Annotated in this window: 25 protein-coding genes and 2 tRNA genes; 15 read left to right on the top strand and 12 right to left on the bottom strand. The window is 70.7% G+C overall.

Annotation, left to right across the window (positions count from 1 at the left end; all coding sequences use genetic code 11):
- Window positions 1-46 precede the first annotated feature (46 nt).
- Both ACZ6JE_RS01470 and ACZ6JE_RS01475 read right to left on the bottom strand, forming a co-directional pair.
- Window positions 47-901, bottom strand: a complete 855-nt coding sequence (locus ACZ6JE_RS01470) for a hypothetical protein (protein WP_464318010.1) — start codon at window positions 899-901, stop codon at window positions 47-49.
- A 179-nt stretch (window positions 902-1080) separates the two neighbouring features.
- Entirely contained in the window at window positions 1081-1398 is a 318-nt protein-coding gene (locus ACZ6JE_RS01475) for a metallopeptidase family protein (RefSeq protein ID WP_320477098.1), read from the bottom strand.
- A 251-nt stretch (window positions 1399-1649) separates the two neighbouring features.
- Between ACZ6JE_RS01475 and ACZ6JE_RS01480 the strand changes: the two genes are divergently transcribed.
- Entirely contained in the window at window positions 1650-2009 is a 360-nt protein-coding gene (locus ACZ6JE_RS01480; RefSeq protein WP_464318011.1) for a hypothetical protein, read from the top strand.
- A 97-nt stretch (window positions 2010-2106) separates the two neighbouring features.
- Here ACZ6JE_RS01480 and ACZ6JE_RS01485 read toward each other — a convergent pair.
- The 4 genes from ACZ6JE_RS01485 to ACZ6JE_RS01500 all read right to left on the bottom strand — a co-directional run bounded on the left by ACZ6JE_RS01485 (window position 2107) and on the right by ACZ6JE_RS01500 (window position 4685).
- Window positions 2107-2179 (bottom strand) — tRNA-His (locus tag ACZ6JE_RS01485).
- 40 nt (window positions 2180-2219) lie between these two features.
- Window positions 2220-2840 carry an oligoribonuclease gene (gene orn, locus ACZ6JE_RS01490; RefSeq protein ID WP_192059912.1) on the bottom strand — a complete coding sequence of 207 codons (621 nt, stop codon included), beginning with the start codon at window positions 2838-2840 and terminating at the stop codon, window positions 2220-2222.
- A 145-nt stretch (window positions 2841-2985) separates the two neighbouring features.
- Window positions 2986-4251 carry an MFS transporter gene (locus ACZ6JE_RS01495; protein WP_320476955.1) on the bottom strand — a complete coding sequence of 422 codons (1266 nt, stop codon included), beginning with the start codon at window positions 4249-4251 and terminating at the stop codon, window positions 2986-2988.
- Window positions 4248-4685: a MarR family winged helix-turn-helix transcriptional regulator gene (locus ACZ6JE_RS01500; protein WP_192059916.1), complete on the bottom strand. Its 438-nt coding sequence runs from the start codon at window positions 4683-4685 to the stop codon at window positions 4248-4250. Before ACZ6JE_RS01500 ends, ACZ6JE_RS01495 begins: the two co-directional genes overlap by 4 nt.
- Before the next feature lie 108 nt (window positions 4686-4793).
- Between ACZ6JE_RS01500 and ACZ6JE_RS01505 the strand changes: the two genes are divergently transcribed.
- The 5 genes from ACZ6JE_RS01505 (at window position 4794) to ACZ6JE_RS01525 (ending at window position 9191) form a co-directional block, all read left to right on the top strand.
- Window positions 4794-5078 (top strand): oligoribonuclease, encoded by a 285-nt coding sequence (locus ACZ6JE_RS01505; protein WP_243214208.1) that lies wholly within the window; start codon window positions 4794-4796, stop codon window positions 5076-5078.
- Between the two features lie 81 nt (window positions 5079-5159).
- On the top strand, window positions 5160-5420 hold the full coding sequence (locus tag ACZ6JE_RS01510) for a thioredoxin domain-containing protein (RefSeq protein ID WP_192059919.1): 261 nt from the start codon (window positions 5160-5162) through the stop codon (window positions 5418-5420).
- Window positions 5421-5512: 92 nt separating this feature from the next.
- Window positions 5513-6847: a bifunctional glycosyltransferase family 2/GtrA family protein gene (locus ACZ6JE_RS01515; protein WP_192059920.1), complete on the top strand. Its 1335-nt coding sequence runs from the start codon at window positions 5513-5515 to the stop codon at window positions 6845-6847.
- Window positions 6848-6864: 17 nt separating this feature from the next.
- Window positions 6865-8997, top strand: a complete 2133-nt coding sequence (locus ACZ6JE_RS01520; protein WP_464318173.1) for an ArnT family glycosyltransferase — start codon at window positions 6865-6867, stop codon at window positions 8995-8997.
- A 118-nt stretch (window positions 8998-9115) separates the two neighbouring features.
- Window positions 9116-9191, top strand: a tRNA-Arg gene (locus tag ACZ6JE_RS01525).
- 93 nt (window positions 9192-9284) lie between these two features.
- Here ACZ6JE_RS01525 and ACZ6JE_RS01530 read toward each other — a convergent pair.
- Both ACZ6JE_RS01530 and ACZ6JE_RS01535 read right to left on the bottom strand, forming a co-directional pair.
- Window positions 9285-9587 carry a hypothetical protein gene (locus ACZ6JE_RS01530; protein WP_243214205.1) on the bottom strand — a complete coding sequence of 101 codons (303 nt, stop codon included), beginning with the start codon at window positions 9585-9587 and terminating at the stop codon, window positions 9285-9287.
- Window positions 9588-9762: 175 nt separating this feature from the next.
- Window positions 9763-10782 (bottom strand): aldo/keto reductase, encoded by a 1020-nt coding sequence (locus tag ACZ6JE_RS01535; RefSeq protein ID WP_464318012.1) that lies wholly within the window; start codon window positions 10780-10782, stop codon window positions 9763-9765.
- A 163-nt stretch (window positions 10783-10945) separates the two neighbouring features.
- On the opposite strand from ACZ6JE_RS01535, the gene ACZ6JE_RS01540 reads away from it, so the two are divergent.
- From ACZ6JE_RS01540 to ACZ6JE_RS01560, 5 genes are all read left to right on the top strand, one after another.
- Window positions 10946-11161 carry a methyltransferase gene (locus ACZ6JE_RS01540; RefSeq protein WP_192059926.1) on the top strand — a complete coding sequence of 72 codons (216 nt, stop codon included), beginning with the start codon at window positions 10946-10948 and terminating at the stop codon, window positions 11159-11161.
- A gap of 133 nt (window positions 11162-11294) precedes the next feature.
- Window positions 11295-11882, top strand: a complete 588-nt coding sequence (gene ssb, locus ACZ6JE_RS01545) for a single-stranded DNA-binding protein (RefSeq protein WP_464318013.1) — start codon at window positions 11295-11297, stop codon at window positions 11880-11882.
- Window positions 11883-11949: 67 nt separating this feature from the next.
- Window positions 11950-12408, top strand: a complete 459-nt coding sequence (locus ACZ6JE_RS01550; protein WP_464318014.1) for a DUF6993 domain-containing protein — start codon at window positions 11950-11952, stop codon at window positions 12406-12408.
- 75 nt (window positions 12409-12483) lie between these two features.
- Window positions 12484-14169 (top strand): energy-dependent translational throttle protein EttA, encoded by a 1686-nt coding sequence (ettA, locus tag ACZ6JE_RS01555; RefSeq protein WP_192059933.1) that lies wholly within the window; start codon window positions 12484-12486, stop codon window positions 14167-14169.
- A 1-nt stretch (window position 14170) separates the two neighbouring features.
- Window positions 14171-14644 carry an acyl-CoA thioesterase gene (locus ACZ6JE_RS01560; protein WP_192059935.1) on the top strand — a complete coding sequence of 158 codons (474 nt, stop codon included), beginning with the start codon at window positions 14171-14173 and terminating at the stop codon, window positions 14642-14644.
- A 78-nt stretch (window positions 14645-14722) separates the two neighbouring features.
- Here the strand turns inward: ACZ6JE_RS01560 and ACZ6JE_RS01565 are convergent, their stop codons facing one another.
- Window positions 14723-15592 carry an acyl-CoA thioesterase gene (locus ACZ6JE_RS01565; RefSeq protein WP_192059936.1) on the bottom strand — a complete coding sequence of 290 codons (870 nt, stop codon included), beginning with the start codon at window positions 15590-15592 and terminating at the stop codon, window positions 14723-14725.
- A 21-nt stretch (window positions 15593-15613) separates the two neighbouring features.
- Between ACZ6JE_RS01565 and ACZ6JE_RS01570 the strand changes: the two genes are divergently transcribed.
- Window positions 15614-16291 (top strand): hypothetical protein, encoded by a 678-nt coding sequence (locus ACZ6JE_RS01570; protein ID WP_243214200.1) that lies wholly within the window; start codon window positions 15614-15616, stop codon window positions 16289-16291.
- A gap of 110 nt (window positions 16292-16401) precedes the next feature.
- Here the strand turns inward: ACZ6JE_RS01570 and ACZ6JE_RS01575 are convergent, their stop codons facing one another.
- The 3 genes from ACZ6JE_RS01575 to pepN all read right to left on the bottom strand — a co-directional run bounded on the left by ACZ6JE_RS01575 (window position 16402) and on the right by pepN (window position 20586).
- Window positions 16402-16758: a globin gene (locus ACZ6JE_RS01575; protein ID WP_243214216.1), complete on the bottom strand. Its 357-nt coding sequence runs from the start codon at window positions 16756-16758 to the stop codon at window positions 16402-16404.
- Window positions 16759-16907: 149 nt separating this feature from the next.
- On the bottom strand, window positions 16908-17912 hold the full coding sequence (locus ACZ6JE_RS01580; protein WP_464318015.1) for a mechanosensitive ion channel family protein: 1005 nt from the start codon (window positions 17910-17912) through the stop codon (window positions 16908-16910).
- A 133-nt stretch (window positions 17913-18045) separates the two neighbouring features.
- Entirely contained in the window at window positions 18046-20586 is a 2541-nt protein-coding gene (gene pepN / locus ACZ6JE_RS01585) for an aminopeptidase N (RefSeq protein ID WP_464318016.1), read from the bottom strand.
- An 89-nt stretch (window positions 20587-20675) separates the two neighbouring features.
- Between pepN and ACZ6JE_RS01590 the strand changes: the two genes are divergently transcribed.
- The 3 genes from ACZ6JE_RS01590 (at window position 20676) to ACZ6JE_RS01600 (ending at window position 22950) form a co-directional block, all read left to right on the top strand.
- Window positions 20676-21302 carry a mycothiol-dependent nitroreductase Rv2466c family protein gene (locus ACZ6JE_RS01590; protein WP_464318017.1) on the top strand — a complete coding sequence of 209 codons (627 nt, stop codon included), beginning with the start codon at window positions 20676-20678 and terminating at the stop codon, window positions 21300-21302.
- Window positions 21303-21390: 88 nt separating this feature from the next.
- On the top strand, window positions 21391-21876 hold the full coding sequence (locus tag ACZ6JE_RS01595; RefSeq protein WP_464318018.1) for a ribose-5-phosphate isomerase: 486 nt from the start codon (window positions 21391-21393) through the stop codon (window positions 21874-21876).
- A gap of 99 nt (window positions 21877-21975) precedes the next feature.
- On the top strand, window positions 21976-22950 hold the full coding sequence (locus tag ACZ6JE_RS01600) for an Fpg/Nei family DNA glycosylase (RefSeq protein WP_464318019.1): 975 nt from the start codon (window positions 21976-21978) through the stop codon (window positions 22948-22950).
- The last annotated feature ends 3 nt before the right edge of the window (window positions 22951-22953 follow it).

Genomic DNA, 22953 nt, shown 5'->3' on the forward strand with positions numbered 1-22953 from the left:
CCGCCTCGGGCGGTCAGGCCCAGCCGAGCCGGTGCGAGCGATCGGATCAGAACGAACCGCCTCCGCGACCGCCGAGGGTGTCCTTGCCGTCGCCGTCCCAGTCGCCGGCGAAGGCGGCACCCCTGCCGGGACCGTAACGGAACTGCAGGCCGTACTGGTCGGAACCGCCTGCCGGCTTCCGGAATGCGAAGTCGTCGAACAGCGCCCACTCGGAGAACGAGTAGCCCCGAGGAGGAATCGTGACGTACCGGAAGCCCAGGGTGTCGCTGCCGTCGCCGTCCCAGTCGCCGACGGCGACCAGGGGGGTGGTGAAGCGGTCGCCGAGGAGGACGAGCTGCGATGTGCGACCAGTCGACAGATCGTTCGTGATGTGGAACACGCTGTAGCGCGAGATCGCCAGCGTGTCCTTCCCGTCGCCGTCCCAGTCGCCGACGTAGATCCGGTCGCCGACGCGTCCGTACGAGCTGGAACGGTCGGCCGCGCCGCCCTCCCAGCGGTCCGTGAAATGGAACGTGTTGCCACGCCGCACGGCCAGCGTCGCGACGCCGTCGCCGTCCCAGTCCCCGACGTAGGTCTCGTCGGTCGTCTTGCCGTAGGAGACGGCTCGGTCCGTGTAGGCGGCTTCGGCTTGGGGCTGCAGGTAGTAGGTGTTGCCTCGACGCGCGGCGAGGCTGTCTGCGCCGTCACCATCCCAGTCTCCGATGTACATCGAGTCACCCGTCCGCCCGAATGTGACCGATCCGAAGGTGCCCGTGCCTGAAGGGAGGTTGCTGAAGCCGACGATGGTCTCGTACCCCCCGGTGGCCCCGCCCTTGGCCTGAGCCGGGACGGCGATGGTCGCGGTGAGTCCGACCGCGACGGCGAAGGCGGCGATGGTGCGGACGGTGGTGCTGGACTTCATGGTTCCCCCTCTGGTGGTCGGTGTGTCGCACGGCCACCAGGGGCCATGTCGAGCGCACCTCGACTCTATGGCGCGGCCGCCTCTGCAAAGCGACCGTTCGGTAACGGATCGACGACGAAGAGCAGCGGATGACCCATGCCGGCGGTCGTGCTGCCGGCGCAGTCGGCCCCCTCGCGCGGTCAGGCCCAGCCGAGCTCGTGCAGCTGCTCGTCGTCGATGCCGTAGAAGTGGGCGATCTCGTGGACGAGGGTGACGTGGATCTCGTCGGCCAGCGCCTCCTCGTCGTCCACGGCGGCCAGGTGCGGTTCGCGGTAGAGGATGATGCGGTCGGGCAGCTCGCCGAAGCCGTACTGGCCCCGTTCGGTCAGAGCGACGCCGTCGTACAGGCCGAGCAGGTCGAGTGAGCCGTCTTCGGGGCGGTTTTCGGTGACGAAGACGATGTTGTCGAGCCCGTCGACCATGTCGTCGGGCAGCAGATCGAGTTGATCGACGACCATCTCGTCGAAGCGCTCGGCGCTGATCGCGGCCGGGTCGATCCCCGACGGCCCGTCGTCGTGCCCGTCGGTATCGTGCGGCTGCTGCGAATCGTCCACGGCTCCCACTCTCGCATGCGTCGCCTGCGGGCGAGCCCCTGCGACCTGCCGCGAGCCATCGGGCGACAGCCTGGTGGCGGTGGGCGGAGGGTGCGAGACTGACCTTGCCCGCCCCGCATCGTCCCCCCGCGACGACACGAGCATCGAGGACGCCCATGACCCTGCCGACCGCACCCGCTCTCGGCCCCGCGGATGAAGTCGTCCGAAGCAGCCGCGGCGGATGGCCCCTCGGCGTGGCCGTGAGCCTGCTGGTGCTCTCGGGTATCGGCTTCCTCTGCGCCTCGGCACTGGACCTCCTGCTGGTCGGCAGCTCCGACCCGGGGCTCAGCGGTTCGCGGGTGGCCGTGGGCGCGGGCTGGTTCGTCACGCTGGCCCTGTGGGTCGGCGCGATCGTCCTCGTGGTCCGTCGACAACGCCGGAGGCGCCGCCCCTGGGTGCCGGCTCTCTGGGCCGGCGCCCTGATGGCCGCGGTGCAGATCGGCGGCTGGGCCCTCGCCCTGGAACTCGCCCGCTGACGACTCGGGAAGGCAGGCAGGCAGGCAGGCAGGCGAAGGCCGGAGACGAAACAAGCGGATGCAGGCCTTGTCGGCTTGCATCCGCTTGCTTGTTCGGGGTGAGTAACGGGGCTTGAACCCGCGGCCTCCTAGACCACAACCAGGCGCTCTACCAGCTGAGCTATACCCACCATGTGCACTCGCCGAAGCGGTTGCAACGAGAAGACTCTACTACAGCCTGGAGGCCCATTCGTCCACGACGGTCTTCGAGATCGCCTGCACCTCTTCGGTGGTGGGGCCGGGCTCCGAGACGAAGCCGGCACGGCGGTAGTACTCGAGCTCGCGGATCGACTCGAGGATGTCGGCGAGGGCCCGGTGGCCGCCGTTCTTCTGCGGGGCGTTGAAGTACACGCGGGGGAACCAGCGCCGGGCGAGCTCCTTGATCGACGACACGTCGATGCTCCGGTAGTGCAGGTGACCGTCGACGCGAGGCATGTACTTCGCGAGGAACGCCCGGTCGGTGCCGATGGTGTTGCCGGCGAGCGGCGCCTGCTGCTTGGTGGGCACGTGCTTGAGGATGTACTCGAGCACCTCGAACTCGGCCTCGGCCAGGCTGACGCCGTTCGGGATCTCGTCGATCAGACCCGACGACGTGTGCATCTCGGTGACGAAGTCGCCCATGTTGTCGAGAGCCGACTGATCGGGTTTGATAACGATCGTGAAGCCGGGGTGGACGGGGGTGAGGTCGAAGTCGGTGATCACGACGGCGACCTCGACCAGTTCGTCGACGCTGAGGTCGAGACCGGTCATCTCGCAGTCGATCCAGACCAGACGGTCGTTCGCTGAAGCCATGGGGGGAGTCTAGCCGCGTGGCCGTCGGGCACCGCGCCTCCTCGGGGCCGGTCCACGAGTCGCGACACGCCGCCCGCCTCGAAGAGCGAGCGGCGTGTCGCGACTCCTCGACGGCGGGGGAGCCGAGGAGGCGCGGGTCGGCACCTCAGGTCAGGTCGCCCGCCCCGATGGCCTCGGCCTCGACGGCGGCCGGCTCGGGCCCGTCGTCGACGCGACGGAGCGCCTTGCGGGCCGCGACCACCACCACGAGGGCGACGGCGACGCTCGCCGCGGCGAACACGTACGCCGCGCTCGGCGCGATCGTGTCGGCCAGGAGGGTCGCGACCGGAGGCGCCACCGCTCCGCCGAGGAACCTCACGCCCGAGTAGGCGCTCGAGGCGACCGAGCGGGGCAGGTCGGTGGCCTCCATCACCGACTCGGTCAGAACCGTGTTGAGCACGCCGAGCACGAGCCCGCCGACGACGACGCAGACGACCAGGGCCGCAGGGGTGCCGACGACGATCGCCGCGGCGACGAGGTCGAGCGCCAGCAGGGGGAGGGCGATCTTCAGCACGGTGGTGCGCTTCATCCGGGCCGTGAGCATCGGCGCGACCCAGACCGAGGTGACGGCCAGCCCGACGCCCCAGCCGAAGAACGTGAAGCCGATGCCGAGCGCCCCGAAGCCGAGCGGATAGGGCGTGTAGGCGAGCAGCACGAAGAAGCCGATGTTGTAGAACAGCGCGGTCGCGGCGAGGGCGCCGAGCGCCGGACGGGCCAGGGCGCGGAAGGGCGCCGAGAGCCGGGTCGGCGTCGGCTTCTCCATCGAGCCGGATTTCAGGAACAGCACGATCGCGATGAACGCCACGGCCATCAGGGTCGTCACGCCGAAGAACGGGCCGCGCCAGCTCACCGAGCCCAGCAGGCCGCCGATCAGCGGTCCGATCGCGATGCCGAGCCCGAGCGCCGCCTCGTACAGGATGATCGCCGAGGCCGTGCCGCCGCTCGCGGCGCCCACGATCGTGGCGAGGGCCGTCGAGATGAAGAGCGCGTTGCCGAGCCCCCAGCCGGCACGGAACCCGATGATCGACCCGACGTCGCCGCTCGTGGCTGCGAGCAGGGCGAACACGACGATCAGCGCCAGCCCGATCAGCAGGGTCCTCTTCGCGCCGAGTCGGCTCGAGACGAAGCTGGTGAAGAACATCGCGACCCCGGTGACCGCGAGGTAGCTGGTGAAGAGCAGCTCGGTCTGAGTCGGCGTCGCGCGCAGCGACTCGGCGATCGCGGGCAGGATCGGGTCGACGAGGCCGATGCCCATGAACGCGACGACGCAGGCGAACGCGATGGCCCAGACCGCCGTCGGCTGGTGCAGGATGCTGGGTTTCGAGGGCGCTGCCGGAGGCGCGGTGACGGCGGACGAGGAGGCGCGGCTCATGCGGGCACCGCCTCGGTGCTCACGCGGGTGGCGAGCAGCTGCGCGGCGTGGTCGAGCACGCCCCATTCGGCCTCGTCGAGGTCGGCGAACAGCGCCCCGAGGGCGTCGGCCAGCTGGGCCCGCCAGTCGACGAGGGCGCGGGTGCCCTTGTCGCTGATCGCGATCAGCCAGGCGCGCGAGTCGTCGACGTCGGCGATGCGGTAGACGAGCTCGTCGTCGACGAGCCCGCGGAGGAGCTTCGTCATGGTGGGCTGGCTGACGCGGCTCGCCTTGGCGAGGTCGCCCACCCGCAGGCTGCCGTCGGTCGTGAGGATCGACAGCGTGCGCCAGACGGCGGGGGAGGTGGTGCGGCCGGTCTCCTGCGCGGCGATGCGCGTCAGGCGATGGGTCGACGTCAGGAGGGATTCCAGGATGTCGGTCGGCTGTGAAGTCATGCCGAGCAGTCTATAGCCAAGCTATATAGCTTGGCTAATCAAACAGGGGCGACTGACGGACGGCGGCAACCTGGGCACCGACTCCGCGCCTCCTGGTAGACCTGTGGCATGACAGACAGCAAGCCCACCGTGGCCGAGGGATCCGAGTACGTCGTCTTCTTCGAGGGCGGCCCCAGTGACGGCGCCACCGACACGCGCATCAGCACCGACGGCGGCTACGACGACGAGATCACCGACTTCGTGCTGGTCGACGGCATGGAGACCGGCATCGTCTACACCGCCACCGAGGCGAAGATGGTCGGCGAGCAGCTGCAGGTGCACTACTCGCTCGACGTGAAGGACAGCGACCCGGTGGTCGACCCCGAAGACCGGAACGACGACCGCGACAACTGACAGCGGGGGCTCCGGCCACCGACAGCAGGACCGCAGGAGGCGCGGGGGAACATTCCCCCGCGCCTCCTCGTTGTGCCCGGCATGATGCTCGAGCTGTACACGTCCGCCTTCTGCGGTCCCTGCCACGCGGCTCGCGCCGTCGTCGCCGAGGCCCGCGCCCTGGTGCCGGGGCTCTCGGTCGACGAGGCCGATGTGGCCCACCGACCGGGCGACGCCGAGGCGCGCGACGTGCGCAGCACCCCGACGATCGTCGTCACCCGCGACGACGGCGAGGTCGTGTTCCGGGCCGAGGGCGCGCCGACGCTCGACAAGCTGCTCGGGGCGCTCGCGCTGGCCCTCTGAGAGCCCCGGGCATAGGCGGTTCATAGGGATCGCGCGGCGCAGCCATCGGCTCGTGCAAGGGGTCCGATAGCCGGGTCGCCGACCGTGGTCGCATGCCAGACGACGACATCCTCAGACCCCTGCCCGCCCCCGCCGGTCCGTTGCGGCTCGACATCGTCGTGCCCGTCCACGACGAGGCCGACACGCTCGAGACCAGCATCGGCGACCTGCACGCCCACCTGACGCGACACGTCGCCGAACGCTGGCGAGTGACCATCGCCGACAACGCCAGCACCGACGGCACGGCCGAGCTCGCCGACCTGCTCGTGGCCCGGCTGCCCGGCGTCACCGCCGTCCATCTCGCCGAGAAGGGACGGGGCCGGGCCCTCAAGCAGGTCTGGTCGGAGTCGCCGGCCGAGGTGCTCGTCTACCTCGACGAGGACCTCTCCACCGACCTCTCGGCCCTCGGCCCCCTCGTGGCGCCGCTGCTGTCGGGGCACTCCGACCTCGCCATCGGCACCCGGCTCAGCCGCTCGTCTCGCGTCGTGCGAGGCGGCAGGCGCGAGTTCATCTCGCGCAGCTACAACTTCCTGCTGCGACGCACGATGGGGGTCGGCTTCAGCGACGCGCAGTGCGGGTTCAAGGCGATCCGGCGCGATGCCGCCGCGCAGCTGCTGCCGCTCGTCGAGGACACCGGGTGGTTCTTCGACACGGAGCTGCTGATCCTGGCCGAGCGGTCGGGCCTGCGGATCCACGAGGTGCCGGTCGACTGGGTCGACGATCCCGACAGCTCGGTCGACATCGTGGCGACGGCGACGGCCGACCTCAAGGGCATGGTGCGCGTCGGTGCGGGCATCGCGCGGGGCACGATCCCCGTCCAGGCCGTGTACGAGGCGATCGGGAGGCGCCCGTTCGAGTCCTCCGCGCCTCCTGCCTTCTTCTCGCAGGTGGTGAGGTTCGGCGCCGTGGGCGTGGCCTCGACGGCGGCCTACGCGCTGCTGTACCTCGTGGCGCAGCAGGTGATGCCCGCCCAGTCGGCGAACTTCCTCTCGCTTCTCGTCACAGCCGTGCTGAACACGGCGGCCAACCGGCGGTTCACGTTCGGGGTCCGAGGCGCGCGGGGCGTCGCCCGCCATCAGCTGCAGGGGCTCGGCGTCTTCATGCTCGCGTGGCTGCTCACCTCGGGGTCGCTCGTGGTGCTGCATGCGGCGGCGCCGTCGGCCGACGCGCACGCCGAGCTCGTCGTCCTGACCGCGGCGAACCTCGTCGCGACCGTGCTGCGGTTCGTGCTGCTGCGGGTCTGGGTGTTCCGGTCGGAGGCGACGCACGTCACCCCGGGCCCGGCCGACGACCGGATGCCCCGAGAGTCACCGGGCACGGCGCCCGACCCGACCGCGCTGTCCGGCACGGTCACGGGCGACGACGACGTCACGGCGGTCGGCCGATGAGCGCCGGCACGACCTCGATGCCGGTCGAGCGTCCTCTCGCCGACCGTCCTCTCGCCGACCGTCCGGAGGCTGCGCGTGCTGCCGGCCCGCGCCTCCGTTCTCTCGGTCGACGCTTCGTCCGCGGCCGGGAGGGCGCGGCGGCGTGGGAGCGCCCCGCCTTCATCGCCCTGCTCGTCGCGACCGCTGGGTTCTATCTGATCAACCTGTCGGCGAACGGGTGGGCGAACTCGTTCTACTCGGCCGCCGTGCAGGCGGGTTCGCAGAGCTGGGAGGCGTTCTTCTACGGATCGTCCGACGCGGCGAACTCGATCACCGTCGACAAGCCGCCGGCCAGCCTGTGGTTCATGGCGCTGTCCGTCCGCCTGTTCGGGTTGTCGTCGTTCAGCATCCTGCTGCCCGAGGTGCTGATGGGTGTGGCGACCGTCGGCCTCGTCTGGGCCACGGTGCGTAGGCACTCCTCCGCGACGGCCGCCTTCGTGGCGGGCGGTGTGCTCGCGCTCACGCCGGTGGCCGTGCTGATGTTCCGCTTCAACAACCCCGACGCGCTGCTCGTGCTGCTGCTGACCCTCGCGACGTACCTGACGCTCCGCGGTGTCGAGTCGGGGCGCATCCGCTGGGTGGTGTGGGCCGGCGTCGCCATCGGCTTCGGGTTCCTGACGAAGCAGCTGCAGGCGTTCGTCATCCTCCCCGTGCTGGCCGGCGTCTATCTGATCGCGGCGCCCGTCATCCTGCGCAAGCGGGTGCTGCATCTGCTGGCGGCGCTCGCCGCGGTGGTCGTGTCGGCCGGATGGTGGGTCGCCGTCGTCGAGCTGGTGCCCGAGAGCATGCGGCCCTACGTCGGCGGTTCGCAGAACGACTCCTTCCTGGAGCTCACCTTCGGCTACAACGGCCTCGGACGGCTGACCGGTGACGAGACCGGCAGCGTGACGGGAGGAGGCGGTGGTGCGGCAACCGGGGCGACCGGCATGTGGGGGGAGACCGGCATCACGAGACTCTTCACCGGCGAGTTCGGCGGTCAGATCACCTGGCTGCTGCCCGCCGCGCTGATCGTCGGACTCGTCGCGCTGGTGCTGCTCGGCTTCCGGCACCGGACGTCCGCACGGCGGGCGACCCTGCTGCTCTTCGGCGGCTGGATGGTGCTGACCGCGCTCGTCTTCAGCTTCATGTCGGGCATCTTCCACGCGTACTACACCGTCGCCCTGGCGCCGGCGATCGCTGTGACCCTCGGAGCCGGGGCCGACGTGCTGTGGCGTCGTCGACACCGCCTCGTCGTCCGGATCGTCCTCGCCGTGACGGCCCTGCTGACCGGGGCCTGGGCATGGGTGCTGCTGTCGAGATCCGAGTCGTGGCAGCCCTGGATCAGGTTCGTCGTCGTGGGCCTCGCCCTCATCGGAGCCGTGCTCGTCCTGCTGCCCCGCCGGGGGCGCGCGCTCACGGTGGCCACCCTCGCGGTGCTGCTCACCGGCTCGCTCCTCGCCCCGGCCGCCTACTCGGTCGAGACCGTGGCGACCGCGCACACGGGGTCGATCGTGACGGCCGGGCCGTCGGTGTCGGGCGGCATGGGGGGATTCGGCGGCGGCACCGGTGGCGGTGGCGGTGGCGCGGGTGGTGTCGGCAGAGGTGGCACCGGTGGTGGTGCCGGCGGGCCGGGTGGCGCTGCCGGTGGCACGCCCCCGCAGACGCCCACGGGCGGTTTCGGCGCGACCTCGCCGGGGACGGCAGGAGGCGCGGGCACCGGCACCGGGACGTCACCCGCAGGCGGTGGTGCGGGCGGCGGCGGTGCGGGGTCCCTGCTCGGCGCCGACACCGTCAGCGACGAACTGGCCGCCGTCGTCGGGGCGGACGCCGACGACTACACCTGGGTGGCGGCTGCCGTCGGCTCCAACGGCGCCGCGGGGTATCAGTTGGCGACCGGTGATCCCGTCATGGCGATCGGCGGGTTCAACGGCAGCGACCCGTCGCCGACGCTCGAGGAGTTCGAGCAGTACGTCGCCGACGGAGAGATCCATTACTTCGTCGGAGGGTCGATCGGCGCGTCGAACGGCGGCAGCTCGGAGTCGAGCGACATCGCGGCCTGGGTCGAGGCGAACTTCACACCCACCGAGGTCGACGGGGTCACGCTGTACGACCTGACCGACCCCGTCGGCTGACCCGCCGTCACACCGCACGACACGAACCGGACACCGCGCGCTGGCGCGGTGTCCGGTTCACCACGCGGTGACCGGCGGAGCCGGGACGGACGAGGAGGCGCGGTATCGTTGATCGTCCGCCCCCGTAGCTCAGCGGATAGAGCAGGAGCCTTCTAATCTCTTGGTCGCAGGTTCGATTCCTGCCGGGGGCACCACGACGCAGATCTCGCGGTGCTTCTCATCTCTTGGTCGCAGGTTCGATTCCTGCCGGGGGCACCACCACGCGGCGATGACCCCTGCCAGACGCCTCAGGCGAAGCGGAAGCAGTCGGTGGCGTCGGCGCGACTCCAGAACTCGCCGATCTCGACGAACCGTCGCTGACGGGCGATGAACCGCTTGGCCCGGTACTTCTCGCCCTGCGGGTCGGCGAACCGCTCGACGTACCCGAGCACCTCCCCGCCCGGGCGGGTGACCCGTGCGAGATCGTCACGGACCTGCACGAGTCGCAGACCCCCTCGGGTCTCGTCCAGCTGGAGTCGGGGTTCGTCGTGCGTGTGCGTGCTCGCCGAGGCGAGCGGGGTGTGCGGGGCGGGGAAGGCGGTGGTGGTCATGAGGTGCTCCTCAGGTCATCCGGCCGATGCTGTCGAGAACACCTCCGACGCTACGGTCGACCACTGACATTCCCGCAGCCGACCGCCCCCGATGGCGCGACCAGGACCGCGGCCTCCACGGCGACGGACGCCCCGGCCCCCACCCCTCAGCCCGCCGCAGCCCCGCCCCGCCCGGTCAGCGCCCCGTGCCGTCGACCGCGAGCGGCTCGATCGCCGCCAGCTCGTCGTCCGTGAGCGCCGCGCCGTGCAGGGCGTCGAGGCTGTCGTCGAGCTGCGCGACGGACGACGCGCCGATGAGCGCGCTCGTGACCGCGGGCTGCCGCAGCACCCAGGTCAGGGCGAGCTGCGCGAGCGACTGGCCCCGCGCCTCCGCGATGCCGTTCAGGCCCCTGACCCGCTCGAGGTAGGTCTCGCTGAGGGCCTCTTCGGTGAACCAGCGGCCCTCGGCCATGCGGGAGCCCGCGGGCGCCTCGCCCGAGAGGTAGCGCCCGGTGAGCAGCCCGCCGGCGAGGGGCGAGAAGACGATCGATCCGACCCCGCGCTCGAGAAGGGTGTCGAAGAGGCCGTTCTCGGGCTTGCGGTCGAACATGTTGTAGCGCGGCTGGTGGATGAGCAGCGGCACCCCCTCGGCGGCGAGCGCGTCCGCCGCGGCGACCGTCTGCTCGGGCGAGTAGTTCGAGATGCCGGCGTAGAGGGCCTTGCCCTGGCGGACGGCCGTGGCGAGGGCGCCCATCGTCTCCTCGACCGGGGTCTCGGGATCGGGCCGGTGCGAGTAGAAGACGTCGACGTAGTCGAGACCCAGGCGACCGAGGCTCGCGTCGAGCGACGACAGCAGGTACTTGCGCGATCCGCCGTCGCCGTACGGACCCGGCCACATGTCGTAGCCGGCCTTCGACGAGACGACGAGCTCGTCGCGGTACGGGCGCAGGTTCGCGGCGACGATGCGACCGAACTGCTCTTCGGCCGAGCCGTAGGGGGGCCCGTAGTTGTTCGCGAGGTCGAAATGGGTGACGCCGCGGTCGAACGCGCGGAGGACGATGTCGCGCTGGGTCTCGAGCGCGCGATCGGTGCCGAAGTTGTTCCAGAGACCGAGCGAGATGCGCGGCAGTCGGAGGCCGCTCCGGCCGGTGCGTACGTAGTCGAGCTTCGAGTACCGTGCGTCGTCGGCGACGTAGGGGGTGAAGGGTGATCTCATGGCAACACCCTAGGGTGCGGCGGTGCGGGCGCCCCGGTCCTCTCGGTGGGCGGGGGAGTACATTCCGGGGCGAGGGCGACCCGTCGGTCAGCGGACCGCGTGTCGTCACCGTTCTCCGTCGCCTCGCTGCCGCGGGCGACGACCTACAGAGAGGTGCTCGACGATGAGCGACCAGACGACGACGAGACAGACCTGGGTGGCCGTCGGCCCCTCCGGGACGGTGGGCTCCATCCACCGGACGCACGAGGGCTTCGCGGTCCGCATGCCTTCGCGCGACTCCGACGAGAGCGCGGTGTTCCCGACCCTGGCCGTGGCGAAGAGCGCGCTGTTCGCGGCGCTCGGACCCGGCGCGGACTACCCGGAGTTCCACGAGCACTGACACCGGCCGCCGATATCGGCCACCGACACCGGGCGCGGTCATGATCCCTCCCCGGTCGGCCCGTCGCCGTCGCCGTCCACAGGGAGGCGCGGCGCGGGTCGGTCGGCGGCCCCGCGGTCGCGAGACTCGCCCCATGACCGACATCATCACCCTCACAGGGACCATCGCCACCGATCCGCGCACCGTCACGACCGAGGCCGGCCTCGACATCGCCAGCTTCCGTCTGGCGAGCACCATCCGTCGCTACGACCGCTCGACCGACACCTGGTCCGACGGCGAGACGAACTGGTACACCGTCACCGCCTTCAGGGCCATCGCCGGCAACGTCGCGGCCAGCGTCAAGAAGGGCGACCGCGTGCTCGTCACGGGCCGCCTGCGAGTGCGCCCCTGGCAGAACGGCGACCGATCGGGCACCACCGTCGAGATCGACGCCGACGCGATGGGGCACGACCTCCGGTGGGGTCGATCGACCTTCACCCGGTCGTCGGCCGCCGTCGTCGCGCCGTCGTCGACCGACGAGCCCGAGCCGGTCGAGCAGCCCGAGCAGGCGGACGACACGGACGGCCAGGGAGCCGAGGAGGCGCGGCGCCAGTCTCCGACGATGCCTCCCGCCGACGGATGGTCGGTCGCGCCCCTCGGCGCCGACGAGTCGGGTGCCTCGTCGCCCGGTGCCGACGGGCCGGGCGTGCGCGACCTCGAGAGCATCGACACGCCCTTCTGATCGACCCGTAGAATCGGCAGCGGCTCCGCCCGGGCCGCATGATCGTCCGCGAAGAGGAAGGCCCGCCGTGCCCCGCTCGCGTCTCGCGCCGTCCGCCGTGGTGCTGCTGGCCCTGGCCTTCGGGGCGGCGGGCTGCACCTCGAGCCCCGACCCGGTCGCGACCGACCCCGTGCCGAGCGCATCCGCGGCGGCGGCGGCCACCTCCCTCGCGGCGGACGCCCCGATCGACGAGGCCCGCGCCTTCTTCGACCGGGTCAACAGCTCGTACCTCGACGGCGGGGGAGCGACCGACGGTCGGTCGCTCGTCGACAACCTCGTCGCGGCCGGGTTCGACAAGGCCGACATGCAGGTCACGAGCGACACGACGTCGATCGGTCGAGAGGCCGACTCGATCCAGTTCTCCGTGCTGCGCGGCGAAGAATGCCTCGTCGGTCAGGCGGGGTCGACCGGCTACTCCAGCCAGGTCGCCCCGGTGCTCGGCACGGGCGACTGCCTGATCGGCACGACGCGGACCATCGACTGGTGACCCGGGCGCCATCGGCGCCCTCCTCTTCGTTCTCACCCACCGGGGCGCATCGCCCTGCCCGATAGACTGGACCCCATGGCCGAATACATTTACTCGATGGTGCGCGCCCGCAAGGCGGTCGGCGACAAGCTGATCCTCGACGACGTCACGATGTCGTTCATCCCCGGCGCCAAGATCGGCGTCGTGGGGCCCAACGGCGCCGGCAAGTCGACGATCCTGAAGATCATGGCGGGGCTCGACACCCCCAGCAACGGCGAGGCGAAGCTCAGCCCCGGCTACACCGTCGGCATCCTGATGCAAGAGCCCGAGCTCGACGAGACCAAGACCGTGCTCGAGAACGTCCAGGAGGGCGTCGGTCCGATCAAGCAGAAGCTCGACCGCTTCAACGAGGTGTCGGCCGCCATGGCCGAGCCCGACGCCGACTTCGATGCGCTGCTCGCCGAGATGGGCACCCTCCAAGAGGACATCGACGCCGCCGACGCGTGGGATCTCGACTCGCAGCTCGAGCAGGCGATGTCCGCCCTCCGCACGCCCCCGGGCGACGCCGAGGTCGCGAACCTCTCGGGTGGTGAGAAGCGTCGCGTCGCGCTGTGCAAGCTGCTGCTGCAGAAGCCCGACCTCCTCCTGCTCGACGAGCCCACCAACCACCTCGACGCCGAGAGCGTGCTCTGGCTCGAGCAGCACCTCAGCAAGTACCCCGGCGCCGTGCTCGCCGTGACGCACGACCGGTACTTCCTCGACCACGTCGCCGAATGGATCGCCGAGGTCGACCGCGGTCGTCTCTACCCCTACGAGGGCAACTACTCGACCTACCTCGAGAAGAAGGGCGAGCGCCTGCAGGTGCAGGGCAAGAAAGACGCCAAGCTGGCGAAGCGCCTCGCCTCCGAGCTCGAGTGGGTCCGCAGCAACGCCAAGGGCCGCCAGGCGAAGTCCAAGGCGCGTCTGGCCCGCTACGAAGAGATGGCGAACGAGGCCGAGCGCACACGCACCCTCGACTTCGAGGAGATAGTGATCCCCGTCGGGCCGCGACTCGGCTCGCAGGTCATCGACGCGCACAAGCTGCACAAGTCCTTCGGCGACCGCGTCCTGATCGACGATCTCTCGTTCACGCTGCCCCGCAACGGCATCGTCGGCGTCATCGGCCCGAACGGCGTCGGCAAGACGACCCTGTTCAAGACGGTCGTCGGTCTCGAGCCGCTCGACGGCGGCGAGCTCAAGGTCGGCGAGACGGTCGACATCTCGTACGTCGACCAGAGCCGCGGCGGCATCGACCCGAACAAGAACCTGTGGGAGGTCGTCTCCGAGGGGCACGACTACATCCAGGTCGGCAAGACCGAGATCCCGTCGCGTGCCTACGTCTCGCAGTTCGGATTCAAGGGCCCCGATCAGCAGAAGAAGGCCGGTGTGCTCTCCGGTGGTGAGCGCAACCGCCTCAACCTGGCGCTCACCCTCAAGCAGGGCGGCAACCTCCTGCTGCTCGACGAGCCCACGAACGACCTGGACGTCGAGACCCTCGGCAGCCTCGAGAACGCTCTGCTCGAGTTCCCCGGCTGCGCCGTGGTCATCACCCACGACCGGTGGTTCCTCGACCGCATCGCGACGCACATCCTCTCGTGGGAGGGGCTGAACGACGACGGCACACCGAAGTGGTACTGGTTCGAGGGCAACTTCGAGGCCTACGAAGAGAACAAGATCGAACGTCTCGGTGCCGACGCCGCCAAGCCCAGCTCGGCGACGTACCGCAAGCTGACCCGCGACTGAGATGACCCGCCTGCACGTTCCGACCCGGGTCCGCTGGAGCGACCTCGACGGGTACCGGCACGTGAACAACGCGTCGATGCTGCGCCTCCTCGAAGAGGCGCGCATCGACGCGTTCTGGTCGGTCGACGGCGAGGTCGACCAGACGTCGGGCGCGGCGGTGCTCGACGGCAGCCCCGGTGCCGACACGATGACCCTCATCGCTCGTCAGGAGCTCGAGTACCTGCTGCCCATCCCGTACCTCAGGGCGCCGCTCGACATCCAAGTCTGGGTCGGTCGGCTCGGCGGCGCCAGCCTCGAGGTCTGCTACGAGGTGTGGTCACCACTCGGCGTCGAACCGCGGCAGCTCTTCACCAAGGCGGCGACGACCATCGTGCTCGTCGACACGCCGACGAACACGCCGCGACGGATCTCGGCCCGCGAACGCGCCGCATGGGAGCCCTTCGTCGAGCCGCCGCTGACCTTCCGTCGTCGCTGAGTCGCACCTCGCCGAACCCGCGCTCGAGCACCACGAGCGGCCTCGAGAAGCCCCGCACCGCCCGGCGCCGCACGGCCGTCAGGCCCGGGGGACGCGGATCATGCCCTCCTGCGCGACGCTGGCGAGCAGTCGACCCGACCCGTCGTAGATGCGACCGAGCGCGAGTCCGCGCCCACCGGTGGCGTTCGGGCTCTCCTGGACGTAGAGCATCCACTCGTCGGCGCGGCCCGGGCGGTGCCACCACATCGCGTGGTCGAGGCTGGCGGCCTTCAGCCCGGGGGTGATCATCGGCACGCCGTGCCGACGGTAGATCGTCTCGAGCAGCGTGTAGTCGCTGGCGTAGAGCAGGGCGGCGCGGTGCAGATCGAGGTCGTCGGGCAACGGCGACGTCGCCTTCATCCACACGGCCTGGTGCGCCACCCGGGCGCCGTCGATCGTGAAGTAGACGGGCGACGGCACGTGCCTCATGTCGAACGGGCGGGCGGCCCAGGCACGGGCCACGGGGTGGTCGACGGCCGACAGCAGCTCGGAGTCGCTCGGCACGTCGTCGGGCCCCGGGAGGTCCGTCGGCATCTCGACCTGGTGGTCGAGGCCGTCGTCGAGGGTCTGGAACGAGGCGATCATCGACAGGATGGGCACGCCGTCCTGCGACGCCTGAGTCCGTCGGGTGGCGAACGACCGCCCGTCGTGGATCCGGTCGACCGTGAACGTGATGGGGATGCTGAGATCGCCGGGGCGGAGGAAGTACGCGTGCAGCGAGTGCACCGCCCGTTCGCCGCCGATCGTCCGCTGAGCGGCGACCAGCGACTGGGCCATCACCTGACCACCGAAGACGCGCCCGAGGGGCTCCCACTGCGAGGTGCCGGTGAAGACGTCTTGGCCGCCGACGTTGCCCGCGGGGGCCAGGTCGAGGGTGGCGAGCAGGCTCTGCAGCGGATCGTCGGTCATCCGATGTAGTTTAGGGGGCCGATGAGCACGACATTCACCCTCCCCGACTCCCTTTCCCTCAGCGACCTCGCGACCTATCTGGGGCGGGCGGGCCGGGTCGAAGACGGCTCCGTGCGTCTCATCGCCGGCTCCGGAGTGCTCGCGGTCTACACGGCCGTCTTCTACCCCCTCGGGCTGCTCGACGAGAGCCCCACGGTGCTCGGCCTCCGCACCTACCAGCTCGACGACTCGCCCGTCTTCGACGCCGTGGTGCCCGTCCGGTCGATGAAGGAGCGGCTGGTCAGGCTGCAGAACGACGTCGTCGATCCCACGGCGCCCGTCACGGTGTCGCTCCCGGTCGAGGTCAACACGGTCACCTGGGCCGCGATCTCGCCGCCGCGCGGCGGCTGGTCGCCGCTGCCGGGCGCCGACGAGGGCGTCCTGCGGGCGACGGCGACCTCGGGCATCGACGAGATCGCGGCGGCACTGCCCGAGAACGCCGGCGAGCAGATCGTGCACCGCGTGCGCTCCGAGGTCTGGTCGCGCTCCGTCCCGGGTCTCGAGCATGTGCCCGCCGGGGCCGCCTTCGCCGGTCTGAGCCTCGGGTTCCTGGTCGAGGGCGACGAGGTCGCGCTCTTCGAGACCGGCCCGTGGACGCGGCTGACGACCAGTCGGGGCCACGTGCTCGTCAAGCGCCGCGCCTCCCTGCTCGGCGGCTGACGCCAGCCGACCCGCACGCGAGTCGACCCTGACGCGAGCCGACCCGCACCCCGGTCGAGATCCGGACGGACCCCGAGGAGGCGCGGGTCGCCCGGGTGGGCGCCCGTCGGTCAGGCGGACGGCGCGTTCACCATCGCGTGGGCGGCGCGTTCGAGGTAGGCCCAGAGGGTGGCGTCGTCGAGCGGCGACAGCGACAGCTCGTCGACGGCCGTGCGCATGTGCAGCAGCCAGCGGTCGCGCGCCTCGGGTGTCACGGTGAAGGGCGCGTGGCGCATGCGCAGGCGAGGGTGCCCGCGCTCCTGGCTGTAGGTCGTCGGTCCGCCCCAGTACTGCTCGAGGAACCCCGTCAGTCGCTGGATCGCCCCCTCGAGGTCGGCTTCGGGATACATCGGCCAGAGCACGTCGTCGTGCCGGACCCCTTCGTAGAAGCGCCGCACGAGTCGCTCGAAGGTCGGCCGACCGCCGATCTGCTGCCAGAAGTTGCCCTGGGCGGCGTCCTGTCCGAGACCGGCGCGGAGGGTGACGGGCTGAGCCGCGCCTCCTGCGCTCGGGGGGCCGACGGGCAGGCCGGGGCCGCCGCCGAGACCGGACGACGGGGGAGTCGGGGGCAGATCGGTCACTTGCGCTTGCCCTTCGGGATGTGCGGCGTCGGCGAGGTGCGGGGCGGACGTGCGCCCTGGACGGAGGAGGCGCTGTCGAAGCCCGTGAGGACGACGCTGGTCAGCGACGGCAGCACGATGTCGAGTGCATCGGTGGTCTTCTTCAGCCGGGCGCGCAGCTCGCGGTCGACGGTGTCGCGATCGGACGACCTCGTCTTCACGACGATGCGGATCACGACGTGCTCTTCGGCGATCGACTGGATGCCCCAGACCTCGGGCGTCTCGAGGATCGCGCGCTTCCAGCGGGGGACGGCGGCGAGCTCGATCGCGGTCTCGAGCATGGCGTCCTGCACCTGGTCGACGTCGGCCGAGTAGGGCACGGCGAGGTCGATGACGACGCGGGTCCAGCCCTGCGACATGTTGCCGACCCGGAGGATCTCGCCGTTGCGGACGAACCAGAGGACGCCGTTGACGTCTCGGATCTGCGTCACGCGGATGCCGACGGCCTCGACGACCCCGGCGGCCGGCCCGACGTCGACCACGTCGCCGACCCCGAGCTGGTCTTCGGCGACCATGAAGACGCCGTTCAGCAGGTCTTTGACGATGTTCTGGGCGCCGAAGGCGAGACCGGCGCCGACGACGCTGGCCGCCCCGACGATGGCGACGATGTCGAAGTTGAGCTCGCCGAGCACGAGCACGAGCGCTATGCCGGCGATCAGCACGGTGACGACGTTGTTCAGCACGCTGCCGAGGGTGCGCGTGCGCTGCACGACGCGGACGGCCTGAAGCGGCGAGGCCATCAGCGCCTGCGTGTCGTCGACGTTCTGCTTGCGCTTGATGCCGTTGACGACCTGGTCGACGATCCGACGGATGGTGAAGTGCAGCGCCACCCGGAGGAGCACCGCGACGATGATGATGCCCGCGATGCGGATGGGGATGCCCCACATCTTCCAGAAGGCGTCCCAGTCGAAGGAGACAGGGGCGGCGGGGTCGGTGCCGGCGGCGAGGAGGAGGAGAGTCATCGTCGACAAGTGAAGCACGGGTCGTCAGGTCTCTGCGGTGAGGCCGCTGAACGCCGAAGCGGCAGACCCTCTGAGAAGGTCTGCCGCTTCGGGTGCGGGGCGGTGCCGGCCGGTCGGCCGGCCGGCGGGCCGACTAGCGCTCGTCCGCCGCCTGGGCGCGCAGGGCGCGCTCGACGCCCGAGACGCTCTCGCTGACGATGCGGCGGAGGGCCGGCACGTCGGGGTTGGCCTCGAGCCACGCGTACGACGCGTCGACGAGGGCCTGGTCGGCGAGGCCGGCCGGGTACAGCCCCGAGACGAGCGTGTCGGCGATGTGGTAGCTGCGCGACTCCCAGATGCCTGTCAGCGACGAGAAGTACCGGTCGACGAGCGGCTGCAGGATCGCCGGGTCGTTCGCGTGCTGGAACCCGAGCGTCGTGGCCCGCACGATGGCGTTGGGCTGGTCGGCGCTGTCGACGATCGAGGCGAAGGCGGCCTCCTTGCCCGCGGTCGTCGGGAGGGTCGCTCGCGCGCGGGCGGCGGCCTGCGCCCCGTTGGCCGTGTTGTCGGCGGCCAGGGCCTCGTCGATCTCGGCCTCGCCGGCGCCGCCGACGAGCACGAGGCCCTCGAGCAGCTGCCAGCGGAGGTCGGTGTCGACGGTGAGGCCCTCGAGGGCGACCGATCCGTCGATCAGACCGGCCAGCGCCTCCTTGTGGGCCTCGGTCGACGCGATCGCCGCGAAGAACGTGACGAACTGGAACTGGGCGTCCGACCCGGCCTCGGCGGCCTGCGCCAGGGCCCAGAGGCCGTCGCCGACCTCGGTGACCGTGGAGGCGCGGCGCGCGGGGGCGACGTAGCTGCGGGCTGTCTGCAGCAGCTGCGAGAGCGTCGTGCGGATGGTCGTCGACTCGGTCTCGGTCGCGATGTTGTCGAGCACGAGGCGGACGTAGTCGGACGGCGAGGTCTCGGCGTCGCGGGTGGCGTCCCAGACGGAGCCCCAGACGAGGGCGCGCGCCAGCGGGTCGGCGATCTCCGAGAGGTGCTCCAGCGCCGTCTCGAGCGAGGTCTCGTCGAGACGGATCTTCGCGTAGGCGAGGTCGTCGTCGTTGATGAGCACGAGGTCGCCGCGCGTCAGGCCGACGAGCTCGGGCACCTCGGTGCGGGTGCCGTCCACGTCGATCTCGACACGGTCGGTGCGGACCAGCGAGCCGCCCTGCAGAGCGTAGAGGCCGATGGCGAGACGGTGCGGGCGGATCGTCGGGTAGTCGGCCGCCGCCTCCTGCAGCACCGCGAACGAGGTGATGACGCCGTCGGCGTCGACCTCGAGCTCGGGGCGGAGGGTGTTGACACCAGCCGTCTCGAGCCACAGCTTCGACCAGCTGGTCAGCTCGCGACCCGAGGTGGCCTCGAGCTCGACGAGGAGGTCGCTGAGCTCGGTGTTCGAGTGGTGGTGCTTCTGGAAGTACGCGGCGACGCCGGCGTAGAACGCGTCGATGCCGACCCAGGCGACCAGCTGCTTCAGCACCGATCCGCCCTTGGCGTACGTGATGCCGTCGAAGTTGACCTGGACGTCCTCGAGGTCGTTGATCGTGGCGACGACGGGGTGGGTCGAGGGAAGCTGATCCTGGCGGTAGGCCCAGCTCTTCTCCATCGCCTGGAACGTCGTCCAGGCCTCGGTCCACTCGGTGGCCTCGGCCGTCGAGATGGTCGACGCCCATTCGGCGAACGACTCGTTCAGCCAGAGGTCGTTCCACCACTTCATGGTGACGAGGTCGCCGAACCACATGTGGGCGAGCTCGTGCAGGATCGTGACGACGCGGCGCTCCTTGATGGCGTCGGTCACCTTGCTGCGGAACACGTACGTCTCGACGAAGGTCACGGCGCCCGCGTTCTCCATCGCGCCGGCGTTGAACTCGGGCACGAAGAGCTGGTCGTACTTCTCGAACGGGTACGCGTACTGGAACTTCTCCTCGTAGTACCCGAAGCCCTGGCGGGTCTTCTCGAAGATGTAGTCGGCGTCGAGGTACTCGGTGAGCGAGCGACGCGTGAAGATGCCGAGGGGGATGGTGCGGCCGTCGGCGCTCGTGAGGTCGCTGCGGACGACGTCGTAGGGGCCCGCGATGATCGCGGTGATGTAGCTCGAGAGCACGGGCGTGGGCGCGAAGGTCCAGGTGCCGGTCTCGCCGTCGACGACGGGCTCGGGGGTCGTCTGGTTGCTGACGACCTGCCAGCGGGCGGGCGCCGTGACGGTGAACTGGAACGTCGCCTTGAGGTCGGGCTGCTCGAACACGGCGAAGACCCGGCGGCTGTCGGGCACCTCGAACTGCGAGTAGAGGTAGACCTCGCCGTCGACGGGGTCGACGAAGCGGTGCAGACCCTCGCCGGTGTTGGTGTACTCGGCGTCGGCGACGACCTCGAGCACGTTCTCGGCCGCGAGACCGTCGAGCTGGATGCGCACGCCGTCCGAGACGGCCGCGGCGTCGAGCGCCGTGCCGTTCAGCACCACGGAGTGCACGGTGCGGGTGAGGGCGTCGATGAAGGTCGAGGCGCCCGGGGTCGCGGTGAAGCGCACGGTGGTCGTGCTGCCGAACACCTCGTCGCCGCGGGTCAGGTCGAGGTCGATCTCGTACGACTGCACGTCGACGATGCTCTTGCGCTCCTGCGCTTCGACGCGGGTGAGGTTCTCTCCGGGCACGGTGGCTCCATCCGTATAGGTAGTGAGGGGACTCGTGGTCCGCTGAAAGCCTAGACCGGCCGTCGTGACGCGGGGTGTTGACTGGGGCGATGACCGACACCGTCGCCCCCGCTCCCCGAACCGCCGTCGACTTCTGGTTCGACCCCTCGTGCCCCTGGGCCTGGATGACCAGCCGCTGGATCGACGAGGTCGCCGTGCACCGCGATCTCGACGTGACCTTCCACATCATGAGCCTCGCCGTGCTCAACGAGGACAACGACGTCAGCGACGAGTACAAGGCGAACTTCGCCCGCATGCTCCGCTACACGCGTCTCGTCACGGCCGTCGGCGAGCTGCACGGGCGGTCCGCCGTCAAGCCCCTCTACGACGCCCTCGGCACGCGCATCCACCCCGGCGGCGAGACCGACGCCGACGTGGTCATCCCCGCGGCGCTCGCCGAGGTCGGCCTGCCCGCCGACCTCGCGCGGTACGCCGACACCGACGAGTACGACGCGCAGATGCGCGCCAGCCACTTCGACGGCATCGAGCGCGTCGGACAGGACGTCGGCACGCCGGTGATCGCCGTGAACGGCACCGCCTTCTTCGGGCCGGTCATCTCGCCCGCGCCGAAGGGCGACGAGGCCGCGCGCCTCTGGGACGGCGTCGTGGCCGTCGCCTCGTACCCGGGGTTCTTCGAGATCAAGCGCACCCGCACGGTCGGGCCGATCTTCGACTGACGACCCGCGCCTCCTCGGCTCGAGGGCCCCGCCGCCGAGGATGCGCAGGTCGCGATCCGTCCGCCGGCCCGGTTCTATGATGATCACCATGCGCATCCACGTGGCGACCGATCACGCCGGCCTCGAGTTCAGCCAGACGGTCATCCAGCACCTCTCCGACGCGGGCCACGACGTGACCGACCACGGGCCGACCTCGTACGAGCCCCTCGACGACTACCCGTCGTTCTGCATCGCGGCGGCGAGGGCGGTCGTCCGCGATCAGCGCGAGGGCCACGACGCGCTCGGCGTGGTCTTCGGCGGTTCGGGCAACGGCGAGCAGATCGCCGCGAACAAGGTCGCGGGCGTGCGAGCCGCACTGGTCTGGAACGACTCGACCGCCCGTCTGGCCCGACAGCACAACGACGCCAACGTGATCGCCATCGGCGCGCGTCAGCACACCGAGTCCGAGGCGCTCGCCTTCATCGACGCCTTCGTCGCCGAGCCCTTCAGCCACGACGAGCGTCATGCGCGACGCATCGCGCAGGTCGGCGAGTACGAGACCACCGGGGCCATCGCCGGGCACCCGGTCGACTGACGACGTAACGTCGAGTGCGGCGGGCGCCCCGGTCGGGGTCCCCGCCGCTTCGTCGTCCCGGCCCCGCCGCCGGGACCTCACCCCGAGAGAGGGAGCACCGTGCCCGAGGGTCATTCCGTCCACCGCATCGCCAACCAGTTCGAGCAGAGCTTCGTCGGGCACCGAGCCGCGGTCAGCTCGCCTCGGGGGCGCTTCGCGGCCGGGGCCGAGAGGCTCGACGGTGCGACCATGGTGGCCGCGAAGGCCGTCGGCAAGCAGATGTTCCTCGAGTTCGACAACGGGCTCTGGCTGCACGTGCACCTGGGGCTCTACGGGGCCTGGGACTTCGCGGGCGAGATCGCGACGGGGCACTCGATGGCCGAGTCGCGGCGTCGCCGGGCCGCCACGCGCAAGGCCGAGAACGCCCCCGACGACGACGGCGAGCACTCGATGGCGAGCATCGGAGCGCCGCGCACGAGTCGGGTGCGCATGGCCGAGCAGGAGAAGGCCGAAGACGACATCGAGTCGTTCCCGCCCGAGCCGGTCGGCCAGGTGCGGGTGCGGCTGCTCACCGACACGGCGGTCGGCGACCTGCGCGGTCCGACGAAGTGCGAGGTGCTCGACGCGGCGGGAGTCGACATGGCGATCGCCAAGCTCGGCCCCGACCCGCTGGTCGACTCGCCCAAGAAGGGCGCCGACCGGTTCGTGTCGGTCGCGGGCAAGAAGCGCACCCCGATCGGTCTGCTGCTGATGGACCAGAGCGTCGTCAGCGGCATCGGCAACATCTACCGGGCCGAGCTGCTCTTCCGGGCGCGGCTCGACCCGCACACCCCCGGCAACCAGGTGCCCGAAGAGGTGCTGCGCGCCCTCTACAAGGACTGGACGAAGCTCCTGAAGAGCGGCGTCGAGCTGGGCCAGATGATGACCATGGACGGTCTGACGAAGGCGCAGCACACCAAGGCCCTCCGCAGCCGGGCCGACCGGCACTGGGTTTATCACCGCGAAGGACTGCCCTGCCGGGTCTGCGGCACGAACATCGTCATGGAGATGGCCGCGGGTCGGAAGCTCTACTGGTGCCCGACCGACCAGACTTGAGCC

It is taken from the genome of Frigoribacterium sp. AC759 (assembly GCF_979256015.1).

Bases quoted from the DNA above. Each gene is read 5' to 3' on its own strand.
- orn (WP_192059912.1), bottom strand. From the start codon at position 2,840: ATGGCTTCAGCGAACGACCGTCTGGTCTGGATCGACTGCGAGATGACC.
- ACZ6JE_RS01500 (WP_192059916.1), bottom strand. From the start codon at position 4,685: ATGACTTCACAGCCGACCGACATCCTGGAATCCCTCCTGACGTCGACC.
- ACZ6JE_RS01520 (WP_464318173.1), top strand. From the start codon at position 6,865: ATGCCGGTCGAGCGTCCTCTCGCCGACCGTCCTCTCGCCGACCGTCCG.
- ssb (WP_464318013.1), top strand. From the start codon at position 11,295: ATGACCGACATCATCACCCTCACAGGGACCATCGCCACCGATCCGCGC.
- ACZ6JE_RS01560 (WP_192059935.1), top strand. From the start codon at position 14,171: ATGACCCGCCTGCACGTTCCGACCCGGGTCCGCTGGAGCGACCTCGAC.
- ACZ6JE_RS01540 (WP_192059926.1), top strand. From the start codon at position 10,946: ATGAGCGACCAGACGACGACGAGACAGACCTGGGTGGCCGTCGGCCCC.
- ACZ6JE_RS01590 (WP_464318017.1), top strand. From the start codon at position 20,676: ATGACCGACACCGTCGCCCCCGCTCCCCGAACCGCCGTCGACTTCTGG.
- ACZ6JE_RS01475 (WP_320477098.1), bottom strand. From the start codon at position 1,398: ATGGTCGTCGATCAACTCGATCTGCTGCCCGACGACATGGTCGACGGG.
- ACZ6JE_RS01530 (WP_243214205.1), bottom strand. From the start codon at position 9,587: ATGACCACCACCGCCTTCCCCGCCCCGCACACCCCGCTCGCCTCGGCG.
- ACZ6JE_RS01505 (WP_243214208.1), top strand. From the start codon at position 4,794: ATGACAGACAGCAAGCCCACCGTGGCCGAGGGATCCGAGTACGTCGTC.
- ACZ6JE_RS01495 (WP_320476955.1), bottom strand. From the start codon at position 4,251: ATGAGCCGCGCCTCCTCGTCCGCCGTCACCGCGCCTCCGGCAGCGCCC.
- ACZ6JE_RS01580 (WP_464318015.1), bottom strand. From the start codon at position 17,912: ATGACTCTCCTCCTCCTCGCCGCCGGCACCGACCCCGCCGCCCCTGTC.
- ACZ6JE_RS01570 (WP_243214200.1), top strand. From the start codon at position 15,614: ATGAGCACGACATTCACCCTCCCCGACTCCCTTTCCCTCAGCGACCTC.
- ACZ6JE_RS01470 (WP_464318010.1), bottom strand. From the start codon at position 901: ATGAAGTCCAGCACCACCGTCCGCACCATCGCCGCCTTCGCCGTCGCG.
- ACZ6JE_RS01535 (WP_464318012.1), bottom strand. From the start codon at position 10,782: ATGAGATCACCCTTCACCCCCTACGTCGCCGACGACGCACGGTACTCG.
- ACZ6JE_RS01595 (WP_464318018.1), top strand. From the start codon at position 21,391: ATGCGCATCCACGTGGCGACCGATCACGCCGGCCTCGAGTTCAGCCAG.
- ettA (WP_192059933.1), top strand. From the start codon at position 12,484: ATGGCCGAATACATTTACTCGATGGTGCGCGCCCGCAAGGCGGTCGGC.
- ACZ6JE_RS01565 (WP_192059936.1), bottom strand. From the start codon at position 15,592: ATGACCGACGATCCGCTGCAGAGCCTGCTCGCCACCCTCGACCTGGCC.
- ACZ6JE_RS01515 (WP_192059920.1), top strand. From the start codon at position 5,513: ATGCCAGACGACGACATCCTCAGACCCCTGCCCGCCCCCGCCGGTCCG.
- ACZ6JE_RS01480 (WP_464318011.1), top strand. From the start codon at position 1,650: ATGACCCTGCCGACCGCACCCGCTCTCGGCCCCGCGGATGAAGTCGTC.
- ACZ6JE_RS01510 (WP_192059919.1), top strand. From the start codon at position 5,160: ATGATGCTCGAGCTGTACACGTCCGCCTTCTGCGGTCCCTGCCACGCG.